Source organism: Marvinbryantia formatexigens DSM 14469 (assembly GCF_025148285.1).
Lineage (GTDB): Bacteria > Bacillota > Clostridia > Lachnospirales > Lachnospiraceae > Marvinbryantia > Marvinbryantia formatexigens.
The window spans coordinates 3627501-3639838 of the sequence record NZ_CP102268.1; the positions used below are offsets into that span (position 1 = coordinate 3627501).

At 51.5% G+C, this 12338-nt stretch carries 8 protein-coding genes, 7 tRNA genes and 1 rRNA gene (1 of these 16 only partly in view); 14 read left to right on the plus strand and 2 right to left on the minus strand.

Annotated elements, in window-relative coordinates:
- From NQ534_RS16935 to NQ534_RS16975, 9 genes are all read left to right on the plus strand, one after another.
- Positions 1 to 1319: ribosomal RNA gene (locus NQ534_RS16935) — 23S ribosomal RNA — on the plus strand (it extends 1565 nt beyond the left edge of the window).
- A gap of 112 nt (positions 1320 to 1431) precedes the next feature.
- Positions 1432 to 1503 (plus strand) — tRNA-Asn (locus NQ534_RS16940).
- 62 nt (positions 1504 to 1565) lie between these two features.
- Positions 1566 to 1637, plus strand: a tRNA-Glu gene (locus tag NQ534_RS16945).
- 55 nt (positions 1638 to 1692) lie between these two features.
- A tRNA-Thr gene (locus tag NQ534_RS16950) sits at positions 1693 to 1765 on the plus strand.
- A gap of 4 nt (positions 1766 to 1769) precedes the next feature.
- Positions 1770 to 1843 (plus strand) — tRNA-Ile (locus tag NQ534_RS16955).
- A 21-nt stretch (positions 1844 to 1864) separates the two neighbouring features.
- Positions 1865 to 1938: transfer RNA gene (locus NQ534_RS16960), tRNA-Asp, on the plus strand.
- A 32-nt stretch (positions 1939 to 1970) separates the two neighbouring features.
- Positions 1971 to 2043, plus strand: a tRNA-Val gene (locus NQ534_RS16965).
- Positions 2044 to 2118: 75 nt separating this feature from the next.
- Positions 2119 to 2202, plus strand: a tRNA-Leu gene (locus tag NQ534_RS16970).
- Positions 2203 to 2315: 113 nt separating this feature from the next.
- Complete coding sequence (locus tag NQ534_RS16975; protein WP_006863969.1) at positions 2316 to 3626, plus strand: phenylacetate--CoA ligase family protein; 1311 nt, start codon at positions 2316 to 2318, stop codon at positions 3624 to 3626.
- Positions 3627 to 3724: 98 nt separating this feature from the next.
- Here the strand turns inward: NQ534_RS16975 and htpG are convergent, their stop codons facing one another.
- Both htpG and NQ534_RS16985 read right to left on the minus strand, forming a co-directional pair.
- The gene (htpG, locus tag NQ534_RS16980) at positions 3725 to 5878 is read right to left on the minus strand and encodes a molecular chaperone HtpG (protein ID WP_006863970.1); all 2154 of its coding nucleotides are present in this window, start codon (positions 5876 to 5878) and stop codon (positions 3725 to 3727) included.
- A gap of 107 nt (positions 5879 to 5985) precedes the next feature.
- A complete protein-coding gene (locus tag NQ534_RS16985; RefSeq protein WP_143115832.1) occupies positions 5986 to 6447 on the minus strand; it encodes a DUF5721 family protein in 462 nt (153 codons plus the stop codon).
- A gap of 249 nt (positions 6448 to 6696) precedes the next feature.
- Here NQ534_RS16985 and NQ534_RS16990 point away from each other — a divergent pair, with 249 nt between their 5' ends.
- The 5 genes from NQ534_RS16990 (at position 6697) to NQ534_RS17010 (ending at position 12242) form a co-directional block, all read left to right on the plus strand.
- Positions 6697 to 7536, plus strand: coding sequence for a DegV family protein (locus NQ534_RS16990; protein WP_040785011.1), 840 nt, complete (start codon positions 6697 to 6699; stop codon positions 7534 to 7536).
- Positions 7537 to 7657: 121 nt separating this feature from the next.
- Positions 7658 to 8131 (plus strand): hypothetical protein, encoded by a 474-nt coding sequence (locus NQ534_RS16995; protein ID WP_006863973.1) that lies wholly within the window; start codon positions 7658 to 7660, stop codon positions 8129 to 8131.
- 68 nt (positions 8132 to 8199) lie between these two features.
- On the plus strand, positions 8200 to 9108 hold the full coding sequence (locus NQ534_RS17000; RefSeq protein ID WP_006863974.1) for a leucine-rich repeat protein: 909 nt from the start codon (positions 8200 to 8202) through the stop codon (positions 9106 to 9108).
- Between the two features lie 226 nt (positions 9109 to 9334).
- Entirely contained in the window at positions 9335 to 10654 is a 1320-nt protein-coding gene (locus tag NQ534_RS17005) for a vWA domain-containing protein (protein WP_040785079.1), read from the plus strand.
- A 55-nt stretch (positions 10655 to 10709) separates the two neighbouring features.
- Positions 10710 to 12242 (plus strand): AAA family ATPase, encoded by a 1533-nt coding sequence (locus NQ534_RS17010; protein ID WP_006863976.1) that lies wholly within the window; start codon positions 10710 to 10712, stop codon positions 12240 to 12242.
- The last annotated feature ends 96 nt before the right edge of the window (positions 12243 to 12338 follow it).

The window sequence follows — 12338 nt, forward strand, 5'->3', positions numbered from 1 at the left end:
GGAAGCGTGTGTGCCATGCGTCAAGAAAAGCCGCTATTGTTCATGATGTACCCGTACCGTAAACCGACACAGGTGGATGGGGAGAGAATCCCAAGGCCGACGGAAGAAGCATTGTTAAGGAACTCGGCAAAATGACCCCGTAACTTCGGGAGAAGGGGTGCCTCTGTGAAGAGGCCGCAGAGAATTGGCCCAAGCAACTGTTTAGCAAAAACACAGGTCTGTGCAAAACCGTAAGGTGAAGTATACGGGCTGACGCCTGCCCGGTGCCGGAAGGTTAAGGGGAGAAGTTAGCGCAAGCGAAGCTTTGAACTTAAGCCCCGGTAAACGGCGGCCGTAACTATAACGGTCCTAAGGTAGCGAAATTCCTTGTCGGGTAAGTTCCGACCCGCACGAAAGGCGTAATGATTTGGGCGCTGTCTCGACAATGCATCCGGTGAAATTGAAGTACCAGTGAAGATGCTGGTTACCCGCGCCAGGACGGAAAGACCCCATGGAGCTTTACTCCAGTCTGGTACTGGGGTCCGGTACTGCACGTACAGGATAGGTGGGAGGCTGTGAAGCCGCGGCGCCAGCCGCAGCGGAGCCGCTGTTGGGATACCACCCCTGCAGTACTGGGCTTCTAACCAGCCGCCGTGAGCCGGCGGTGGGACAATGCCAGGCGGGGAGTTTGACTGGGGCGGTCGCCTCCGAAAGGGTATCGGAGGCGCCCGAAGGTTCCCTCAGGATGGTTGGAAACCATCCGCAGAGTGCAAAGGCAGAAGGGAGCTTGACTGCGACACCGACGGGTGGGGCAGGTACGAAAGTAGGGCTTAGTGATCCGGTGGCATAAAGTGGGATTGCCATCGCTCAACGGATAAAAGCTACCCTGGGGATAACAGGCTTATCACTCCCAAGAGTTCACATCGACGGAGTGGTTTGGCACCTCGATGTCGGCTCATCGCATCCTGGGGCTGTAGTAGGTCCCAAGGGTTGGGCTGTTCGCCCATTAAAGCGGTACGCGAGCTGGGTTCAGAACGTCGTGAGACAGTTCGGTCCCTATCCGGCGTGGGCGCAGGATATCTGAGAGGAGCTGTCCTCAGTACGAGAGGACCGGGATGGACTGACCTCTGGTGCACCGGTTGTCACGCCAGTGGCACGGCCGGGCAGCCAAGTCGGGAAGGGATAAACGCTGAAGGCATCTAAGCGTGAAGCCCCCCTCAAGATGAGATATCCCAGTGAAAACATAAGACCCCTTGAAGACGACGAGGTTGATAGGGCAGGGGTGGAAGTGCAGCAATGCACGGAGCTGGCTGTCACTAATAGGTCGAAAGCTTGACCAGGAAAGCCGAAAGGCGGAAGGTCCGGGTAAGAGAGAAGGATGGAGAGATTGTGGTTCCTGTGCGGTTTTGAAGGTACATGGAAAGAAACAGGGTATCAGAAAAAGGAAGATGGTCCTCGATAGCTCAATGGTAGAGCATTCGGCTGTTAACCGAAGGGTTGTTGGTTCGAGCCCAACTCGGGGAGTTAAACACCAGGTGTCAGCCGAAGGACACGGAGCTGTCATGTGGTGTTGTTTTTATAAATAAGGCTCCATGGTCAAGCGGTTAAGACATCGCCCTTTCACGGCGGTAACAGGGGTTCAAATCCCCTTGGAGTCATTTTAGTTGCCATACATCCGAAAGGAGTTGTGATGGCAGGTCCTGTAAGTGTTATGCCGATGTGGCTCAATTGGCAGAGCAGCTGATTTGTAATCAGCAGGTTATCGGTTCGAGTCCGATCATCGGCTCTTTGGACCTTTAGCTCAGTTGGTTAGAGCAACCGGCTCATAACCGGTCGGTCCTGGGTTCGAGTCCCCGAAGGTCCATTTAACAAAATAAAAAGATTTGGCCCAGTGGCTCAGTTGGTTAGAGCGTCGCCCTGTCACGGCGAAGGTCGTCGGTTCGAGTCCGATCTGGGTCGTTTGCATATATGTTATATATGCGAGAAGATATGGGATCTTAGCTCAGCTGGGAGAGCATCTGCCTTACAAGCAGAGGGTCATAGGTTCGAGCCCTATAGGTCCCATTTTCTACAGTTAAATATTCTGCAGCGGTCGTCAGAAGAATGTTGGGCATATAGCTGCAGAAAAATAATGATTTTGCGGGTATGGTGGAATAGGCAGACACAAGAGACTTAAAATCTCTCGGGGGCAACTCCGTGCCGGTTCAAGTCCGGCTACCCGCACTAAAAAACGTCCATTGGACGTTTTTGTCGTGTGCCAGGCAACGAAAAAAGCTTTGTAACCGGAGGGATTTACAAAGCTTTTTATCATATACAGGGAAGAAGAGGGAGCTTTTATGAAGCTGCATCTGCAAAAGAAACTGATTAATCTGACAACCTTTTATTATCTGCTGATACTGGAGAGGGATTTTTCCAAAAATCCGCGGAAACGAAAAAAGAAGCAGAATGAGAATGTGCACAGGCTGATGAAGGCGGCATATGAAATTCCGTTTTACCGGAAACGGTTTGAGGAGCATCACCTCACAACGGAGGACTTCCACTGTGCGGAGGATCTGGCTAAATTCCCGGTGCTCACAAAGGCGGAGCTGCGGGAATGGATGAAGGAATTATATGAAGCGAATCCTGGAAAAAGGGATAGCTGGGATGCTACCAGCACAAGCGGTTCCACCGGCGTTCCGCTTACCCTCTATCAGTCGCAGCGGGAACATGCCTGCGCAAATGCAAGCTGGATACGCATTCTGATGAGCTTTGGCTATAAACCCTTTACCGGGAAAATGGTATCTTTTGAGTCAAGCTATCGCGCAGAGAAGAAAAAGAAGGACTCTGTTCTGCAGAATCTCGGTATTCTGCGCCGGCGGATTATTTCCGAAAAACGCTGTGTGGGCGACGGGACTGCCGATGTCATCCGTGAGTTGAATGAGTATGCCCCGGATCTGATCTGTCTGCGCAAAAACTGCATTGTCCGCATTGCGCTGTATGCACAGCAGCATAAGCTGAAGGTGCAAAAGCCGAAGTGGTATATTCCTGTCAGCGAGATGGTCGATGAGGTGACGCGGCAGATTCTTGAGAAAACCTTTGGTCCGGGGCTGGTAGACTGCTATGGAAGCGATGAGACGGGCAGCTGCCTGGTAAAGCGTCCTGGAAAAGATTACTACGATTTATGCTGCGATACGCATGTGGTCAACATCTATGACAGTGAGAACCACCTGGCGGATGACGGACGGATGATCTTAACACCGCTTTATAAGACCGATTTTCCGTTGATCAATTACGATATCGGAGACACGGCATCCTCCTATATGAAGGACGGCATCCGCTATGTTACGACGATCCACGGGCGTCTGAACGATATGGTAAAGCATGAAAACGGGGAGGATACCTCTGTCCTGGAGCTGCGAAAGATTCCAAACGGGATTACCGGAATCGCCCAGTTCCGCTATGTGCAGGAGACTTACCATGATCTGCGTGTCGAGCTGGTGCGTGATCCGCAGGATAAGACGCACAGCCGGGAGGAAATAGCCGGCTTTTTCCGCAGCCGTCTGAAAGAGCTCTTTGGGGATGAATTCCGCATAGAGGTGATCTGGCTGGACGTTATCCCGCCGGATCCAAACGGAAAGCTGCGGTGTTTCGTCTGCAATGTAAAATAAGTGTAATAAAAGTAATGGAAATACCCCGTATCCGCCGCCAGCCGGAGAATATCTTCCGGCTGACAGATGGTACGGGGTATTTTTACAGGAACCAGGTATTATGCCTCTGCCTTTGTCAGCAGCATCATGATCTCATTGCTGCGCGCGATGAATTTTGTCATCGCATCCGGTGAGAGCGGAGCATGGCTGAGCATCGCGAGGTCGTAAAGCTGTTCGCACATCATCGGAACATGCTCTGAATCTTTGTTATTCAGGATGTACTGTACCAGTGCGTTGTTTGCATTTAATACCAGCGTCTCCGAACCGCCGAACATATCCGGGTCCATGCCGTACATATTGTACATCTTCATCATTTCCTGCATACGGCGTGTTTCCTCGGAGAGCGTAATCATGGAAGAAACATTTTCATTTTTCAGCTTTTCCACCTTTACCTCCAGCTTGTCTTTGCCAAGCGCCTTGCGGAAAATATCGGTAAGCGTATCCGTGGTTTCCTTCAGCTCCTCCTCAGAGGTCTCCTCCTTAAAGGAATCGGTTACGTCGGCATCGATACGCTGGAAATGCACGTTCTCTTTTTTCTGCTCCACATGCGTGATAAACGGAGAATCAATATTGTGCTTCAGAATCGCGGCATCCAGCCCCGCTTCCTTAAACATGTTGATATACTGGCTCTGCTGTACCTCATCTGTTACATAATAAAGTGTTGTCTTTGGCGGCTCTTTCTCTTCGTCATCGGCGGAAGCGTCGTCTTTTTCCGCACTGGAATCAGCGGATGTGTCAGCACTGTCTTCTGCACTGGCATCAGCGGCCTTTTCAGCATCGCTTTCCGTTGCGGTATCCGCTGCGTTTTCATCAGCCGCACTGTCTTCTGCCTTCTGGTTTTCTTTGATAAAATCGTCCAGTGTGAGATATTTGCCGTCCAGGTTCTTAACCAGGATATAATCCATCATACGGTCGCTGAACTTGCTGTCCTTCAGACAGCCATATTTGATAAACGGACTGATATCGTCCCAGTATTTTTCGTAGCTCTCGCGGTCTGTCTTGCACATGCCGCTCAGCTTGTCCGCAACCTTCTTGCTGATGTAATCAGAAATCTTCTTGACAAAACCGTCATTCTGCAGCGCGCTTCTGGAAACATTCAGCGGCAGGTCCGGGCAGTCGATAACACCCTTTAAGAGCATCAGAAACTCCGGAATGACTTCCTTGATGTTGTCAGCGATAAATACCTGGTTGTTATACAGCTTGATGGTTCCCTCTATGGAGTCGTATTCCGTGTTAATCTTCGGGAAATAAAGGATTCCTTTCAGATTGAACGGATAGTCCATGTTCAGATGGATCCAGAACAGCGGCTCCTTATAGTCCATAAATACCTTGCGGTAAAATTCCAGATACTCCTCCTTTGTACACTCATTCGGGTGCTTTGTCCAGAGCGGGGTAGTATCGCTGATGGAGACCGGACGTTTTTTAATCTTTACCTTTTCCTGGGCGGGGGAGACCTCTACGACCTCTTTCTCGCCGTTTTCATTTTCTTTTTCTTCTGTCTTTGCATCCTCGTGGATGTACTCGATTACCTCGTCATCCTCGCGCAGTTCCTCTTTCAGAATTGTCTCATACTGTGGTTCCGCGTCGGTATTCGTAAGGAAGATTTCAACCGGCATGAAGGAGCAGTATTTTTCCAGAACCTCGCGCACACGGTACTCGTTGGCAAATTCCAGACTTTCCTCGTTGAGGAACAGTGTGATCTCAGTACCGATGTCTGTCCGGCTGCCTTCACCGATGGTGTACTGTGTGCCGCCGTCGCACTCCCAGTGAACCGGAGCCGCTCCTTCTTTATAGGAGAGGGTGTCGATGTGCACCTCGTCGGCTACCATGAAAGCGGAATAGAAGCCGAGACCGAAATGACCGATAATTTCATCGCCGTTGGCGTTGTCCTTATATTTTTCCAGAAAGTCTGTTGCGCCGGAGAACGCAATCTGTGTGATATATTCTTCGACCTCGTCGGCTGTCATACCAAGACCGGTATCGATAAATTTCAGGGTTTTTTCCTTGGGATTTACAACGACGTCAATCTTGTTTTTGTAGCCGTCCGGGAATGTGAATTCGCCCATCAGAGCCAGTTTTTTCAGCTTTGTGATGGCATCGCATCCGTTGGAGACCAGCTCGCGCATAAAAATGTCGTGGTCGGAATACAGCCATTTTTTGATAATCGGGAATATGTTTTCGCTGTTAATAGAAAGATTGCCTGTTTTGCTCATATACTATCACCTCATCTAAAATTTGCAATTCTTTATGGAATTATGGATAGTATAATACCAGTCAGATAGAATGTCAAGAAAAAATTAGCACTCATTTTAGGTGAGTGCTAACAGAAAGCGATGTCCTGTTTTTGCAGGAATTTTCTGACCAGTCCGTCCCAGGTATGCTCCAGGGTTTTATCCAGCGTGAAGAACCGCAATGCGGAGCCGGTCGTGCAGGTCAGCGTCCCCTGGCAAAAATGCAGGTTCAGAAAAAGTCCGTCAATATCCGACGGATTGATTGCGAGCTGCGCCTGGGCGAGCAGCTTTTCGACATTTGCCGGGGAAAGGCGGAAAACGATTTTAAATTCCAGAGGCGTGTGTTTTCCACGGATAAGCTGCAGGCAAAAGGGACGCACCTGGCGCCAGAAGGACCAGGATTGCTGCGACAGCCCCTGTGTATCCAGCTCCTCCGAAGAATAGTAATCCTTCTGCAGGCTCCCATCAATATGGAAGGTATTAAATGTAACAAAAACGGCCTCCGATAACTGAAAGGCATCGAAGGAATCTCCCAGAAAAAGCTTATTCATAAAAGTCTTTACTTCTGTAATCTGCAGGGCAAGCATAAATATCCACCTCGTATCGGAAAAATCTGTGCGCGCAAGGGCAAAAGGCTGCCGGGGCGGCAGACCTGATTTGCGAAGCTCAGGCGTCACACCAATAGTATATAATAGAAAGTTTTAAATGGAAAGTAGAAAAAGCTTTTCAAATGGAAATATATGTGCTATGATGATGTAGTATTAAAAACTACGTTGCTTTTTTCAGGAGGTTTTGTTAGCATGAGCTATAAAGTGGTAATCGACAGTTGCGGAGAATTAACCGGTAACATGAAAAAGGACGGTCATTTTGAGAGTGTCCCGCTTACCATAAATGTGGATGATTTTGTAATTATAGATGATGAAACGTTCGACCAGGCGGATTTCCTGGCGCGCGTTGCGGCAAGTCCGGAGTGTCCGAAGTCCGCCTGTCCGTCACCGGAGGCATATAAAAATGCGTTCGACTGCGGAGCGGAGCACGTATATGCCGTCACGCTGTCTGCGGAGCTGAGCGGCTCCTACAACAGCGCGGTTCTCGGAAAGAATCTGTTCCTGGAGGAGCATCCGGATAAGAAGGCATATGTGTTTAATTCCTGCTCGGCGTCCATCGGAGAGACGCTGATTGGTCTGAAAATCCAGGAGTGCGAGGAAGCCGGGATGCCCTTCGAGGAAGTTGTAAAGACGGTGGAAGCCTACATCGCCAGGAAAAAGACGTATTTCGTTCTGGAAACACTGGAGACGCTGCGCAAGAACGGGCGTTTGAGTACAATGAAGGCGTTTCTGGCAACTGCCCTGAAGATTAAGCCGGTAATGCACGGCACACAGGAGGGCACCATCGAGCAGCTTGCGCAGGTGCGCGGAATCAACAAGGCGCTGGTAAAGATGGTGGAGATTCTGGTGCAGCAGGCGGAGCATACGGAAGAGCGGATTCTCGCCATTTCCCACTGCAACTGCCCGGAGCGGGCGCAGATGGTAAAGGATGCCATCCTGGAGAAAATTAAGGTAAAGGATACGATCGTGCTGGATACCCGCGGTATCAGCAGCATGTATGCAAGCGACGGCGGCGTCATCGTTGTATTATAAGAAAAAGATATCCTGATATTTTATAAAAAAAGACGTGTGTTTTTTGAAAAACTATGTTACACTAGTAAGCAGGATAAGCAGATGCTTACGAGAAAGAATGTAAGATAGAGGAGAATGGCATATGAGTCAGGCAAAGGTAGACCGCTATAAGCAGCAGAAGGCGAACCGTCAGAAAATCATGAAGAAAGAAAAAAGAGAGCGGATGCTCTGGAGGATTGGCGGTTATGTGGTACTGCTGGTTTTAGTGTGCTGGATTGGCGTTTCCGCCTACAACAGCTTCCACGTGGAGACAAGAAAATTCTACGATGCAGATACTACGGCTATCGATACGTATCTGAGTGATCTGACTGCGGCGGATGATACTGCAGAAGCGGCGGATGAGGATGTCGCAGCGGATGATACTGCAGAAGCGGCGGATGAGGATGTCGCAGCGGAGGACGCTGCAGAAGCGGCGGATGAGGATGTCGCGGCAGAGGATGCAGATGCGGCTGCGGAGGACGACGCATCAGCAGAGGAAGCAGACGCGGCGGCAGAGGCGGATACTGCGGCGGAGAGCGCTGCAGAGCAGGATACAGCGGAAGCTGCTACAGAATAAGAAAAAGCATATGCGCCCGGTTCTGCCGGGCGCGATTCTTTTTCTGTGGAGATTCCGGGAGGTGGCTTATGGAAATTATCAGCCGTACAGAAAATGATCAGGTGATAGTGACGCGCTGTCTGGGAACGGAGCAGCGCGTTGCTCTGCCGGAGCAGATAGACGGGCTGCCGGTGACAGCCCTGGAGGATTATGCGTTCTCTCCCGCAAAGCCCCAGGCGGATGAAGAAACGGCAATCTGCGGGGAAAAGCTGCTGGAGATACGACTTCCGCAGGAGATGCGCAGAATCGGCGGCTATGCATTTTATGGATGCCGGCGGCTGGAGCGCATGACGCTGTATCACCGGACGGAGGATATTGCGGGAGGAGCTTTTACCGGCTGCTACCGGCTGCGGGAGCTGTATGTGTATATGCAGGATGCCTGGGGATATTGTCTGAAGGATATTGTCAGCGAGCTGCGCCAGGAGCTGCGGGTAACGCTGGATTACGGGAACGGGAAAGCCGCCATGCTGCTGTTTCCGGAATATTATGAGGAAGCGGTGGAAAATACGCCGGCGCGGATTCTGGAAACGCATTTTCACGGCTCCGGCTATCATTACCGGCAGTGTTTCCGCGACGGGGAGCTGAATTTCCAGGAATATGACAGGTTATTCGGGGAAGCGGCGGCATGGGAGAGCGTTGATTTCTGTATCGAGCTGTGTCTGCTGAGGCTTCGGTACCCTTACCGGCTTTCGGAGGATGCCGGCGGAATCTACCAGGCATGGCTGATGGAGCACCGGAGAGAGGCGGCTTCGTGGTGTCTGGCATTTGAGCAACAGGAGGCGCTGGAATATCTCTGTACCTTTATCGACTGGAGCGCGCAGGAGCTGGAGGAGCTGATACGGGAGGCGAACGAAGGAAACCGTATGGAGAGCCAGAGCTTTCTGATGGATTATAAATACCGCAGCCGGAAGCGGAGCGTGCAGAGCTTTGAACTGTGACGTGCAGCATAAAGCGGTCACAAAAGCCGCAAAAGAAGCGGAATCACTCTGGTCGGTGCTAAACGGCCACCGGCACACAGCATCGCCAAATGCTCGTGCCCTGAAGGACTAGCCCTTGCAGGGCGTCGCAGGCACGGCACCTGGTTCATTGTTCGCGGGAATAAAACAGCTCCGGCGGCTGAAGGAACCGGCTGGGGAGAGGGGAGGAAAGCGTTTGCAGGATATCATGGAACGGGAGCAGGAATTCAGACGGCGTATGGAGAGCGCCGGAAGACATATTCTTGCGCAGGCAAGAGACGAGCTGTTTCTGCATATGCGTTTTCTGGACGTGGCGCTGTCTTCTTTTTCTTATGTGATGGACGGCAGTGTGGAGACGGTGGCGACAGACGGAAATTTTATTTATTACAATACAAGGTATCTGGGCGGAGAATTCAGCACAGAGCGGAAGCGGATTAACCGCATTTATCTTCATATGGTGCTGCACTGCCTGTTCGGGCATGTTTTCAGACAGCCGCAGGGAGCGCAGGAATACTGGGACCTGGCGTGCGATATCGCGATGGAATCCATCATTGATGACATGCAGATCCGCTGCGTAAAGCTGCCTGTTTCCTGGGAGCGGGAGAAGCTCTATAAGGAGCTGCGCCAGGAATTAAAGGTGCTGACGGCGGAGGGCATCTGTCATGTGCTGGAGGAGAAAAAGCCAGAGGAGGCGGAGCTTGCAAAATGGCGCCGGGAGTTCACGGTAGATGAACACAGCCGCTGGTGCCGCAGTCCGGAGCACCCCAGGGATGTGCAGACGCGGGACCGCTGGCAGGATATCCGGGAAAAAATGGAGATGGATATGGACACCTTTTCGAAGGAAGCTTCGGAGGAAAGCGGCGGACTGAAGGAGCAGCTGAAGGTGGTGCAGCGGGAGACAATGGACTACCGCACGTTCCTGAAAAAGTTTGCGGTGCTGAAGGAAGCCGTGCAGGTCGATACCGACCAGTTTGATTATGTATTTTACAGCTACGGGCTGTCGTTGTACGGCAATATGCCGCTGATAGAGCCGCAGGAGACGAAGGAGGTAAAGCGGATCGAGGAATTTGCCGTGGTGATCGATACGTCCATGTCCTGCTCCGGGGAGCTTGTGCGGGCGTTTCTGGAGGAGACTTATGCGATTCTGACAGAGCAGGAAACCTTCTTTCGCAGGATAAACCTCCATATTATCCAGTGCGATGAGCGTGTGCAGGCGGATACGAAAATATCCTCCGTGGAAGAGCTGGAGGAGTATATGGAGCACTTTGAAATCATTGGCAGCGGCGGCACGGATTTCCGGCCGGCATTTGCCTATGTGGAGCAGCTTATCCGGGAGCGGGAATTTACGAATTTAAAAGGACTGCTTTATTTTACGGACGGATTTGGCATCTATCCGAAGCGGATGCCGCCATTTGAGACGGCATTTCTGTTTGTGGAGGAGGAGCAGGCGGATACCGGCGTTCCGCCGTGGGCGATGAAGCTGGTGATCCGGCGGCAGGACCTTCAGAGGCACCGGAAAAAGGAATGAACGGTGCCTGCGGATACCGCGGGGACGTTAAAAAGAAAAAGTTGTGAGGACAGTTATGAATATTAAACGGGCAAAGGAAGAAATACGAAATTCCATTGAGGCGTATTTAAGCAGGGATGCATACGGAGAATACCGGATCCCGCCGGTGCGGCAGCGGCCTCTGCTGCTGATTGGACCGCCGGGAATCGGAAAAACACAGATCATGGAGCAGATCGCGCGCGAAAATAAGCTGGGGCTTGTCTCCTATACCATCACGCATCACACGCGGCAGAGCGCCATCGGGCTGCCCTTTATACGGGAAAAGGAGTTTGGCGGCAGGATGTATTCTGTGACAGAATATACCATGAGTGAAATCATCGCCTCTGTGTATGAGAAAATGGAGCAGACCGGATTAAAAGAGGGGATTCTCTTTATTGATGAGATTAACTGTGTGTCGGAGACGCTGGCGCCCGCCATGCTGCAGTTCCTGCAGTGCAAGACCTTCGGCAATCAGAAGGTACCGGAGGGCTGGGTGATCGTGGCGGCAGGCAACCCGCCGGAGTATAATAAATCGGTGCGCGAGTTTGACGTGGTGACACTGGACCGTATCAAGAAAATTGATGTGGAGGCAGATTTTTCTGTCTGGAAGGAGTATGCGTATGCAGCGGGGATCCACAACGCGATTATCTCGTATCTGGAGCTGAAAAAGGAAAATTTCTATAAGGTGGAGACGACGGTGGACGGCAAGCTGTTCGCCACTGCCCGCGGCTGGGAGGATCTGTCACAGCTTCTGCAGGTTTATGAATCGCTTGGCAGGACGGCGGACCGCGAGGTGATCTACCAGTATATCCAGCACTGGCGGATCGCTAAGGATTTTGCCAATTATCTGGAACTGTATAACAAATATAAAAAGGATTACCGCGTGCAGGAGATTCTGCAGGGGAGAATCAGCGATGAGGCGGTGGATAAAATCCGCCGGGCTTCCTTTGATGAAAAGCTCAGCGTAATCGGGCTGCTGCTGTCGGCGCTGCACGGGCTGTTTGCCGGGGCATATCAGATGGACCGGTATGTCACGGGACTCTTTGACAGGCTGAAGGAATATAAAAAGCTTCTGGGAGAAGATATGCAGAAGCTCTCCGGGGAGGAGGCGCAGAAACTTCTGGAGGCGGTTGTCCAGAAAGCTGCGCAGGAGCTGGAGCGCCGGAAACAGGCGGGGCATCTTACCAGGGAGGAAGCACATGTGCAGATGGAAACCGGGCAGACGCTGGAGCGCTATGTGGCTGCTCTGAAGGAGCAGAGGACAGAAAACGGGCAGCAGGCATTTGCAAAGATACGGGAGTTGTTTGCCGGGGAGCCGCCCAGGCGTGACGACGCGCTGCAGCAGGCGGACACGGCGCTGAATTACGTGTTTGATTTTCTGGAGCGCGCCTTTGGCGACAGCCAGGAAATGGTGGTGTTTATCACAGAAATGAACACGGATTATTACGCCGCATGGTTTGTGGATATCAATGGCTGTGACCGGTTTTATAAGTATAATAAAAGTCTGCTTTTCTCCGAGCGGCAGAAGGGAATCCTGCAGGAACTGGCGCAGATAGAGGATATGTTATAAAGAAGAAGCAGCCGGGGAATGCTTCTGGCTGATGTGTATTTCGGGGATACAAAGATAAAAAACGCGCTGTGAATGTATCGCATATGCGACGCATCC

Coding starts and splice junctions, on each gene's coding strand:
- NQ534_RS16995 (WP_006863973.1), top strand. CDS start 7,658: ATGAGTCAGGCAAAGGTAGACCGCTATAAGCAGCAGAAGGCGAACCGT.
- NQ534_RS17010 (WP_006863976.1), top strand. CDS start 10,710: ATGAATATTAAACGGGCAAAGGAAGAAATACGAAATTCCATTGAGGCG.
- NQ534_RS16990 (WP_040785011.1), top strand. CDS start 6,697: ATGAGCTATAAAGTGGTAATCGACAGTTGCGGAGAATTAACCGGTAAC.
- NQ534_RS16975 (WP_006863969.1), top strand. CDS start 2,316: ATGAAGCTGCATCTGCAAAAGAAACTGATTAATCTGACAACCTTTTAT.
- htpG (WP_006863970.1), bottom strand. CDS start 5,878: ATGAGCAAAACAGGCAATCTTTCTATTAACAGCGAAAACATATTCCCG.
- NQ534_RS17000 (WP_006863974.1), top strand. CDS start 8,200: ATGGAAATTATCAGCCGTACAGAAAATGATCAGGTGATAGTGACGCGC.
- NQ534_RS17005 (WP_040785079.1), top strand. CDS start 9,335: ATGGAACGGGAGCAGGAATTCAGACGGCGTATGGAGAGCGCCGGAAGA.
- NQ534_RS16985 (WP_143115832.1), bottom strand. CDS start 6,447: ATGAATAAGCTTTTTCTGGGAGATTCCTTCGATGCCTTTCAGTTATCG.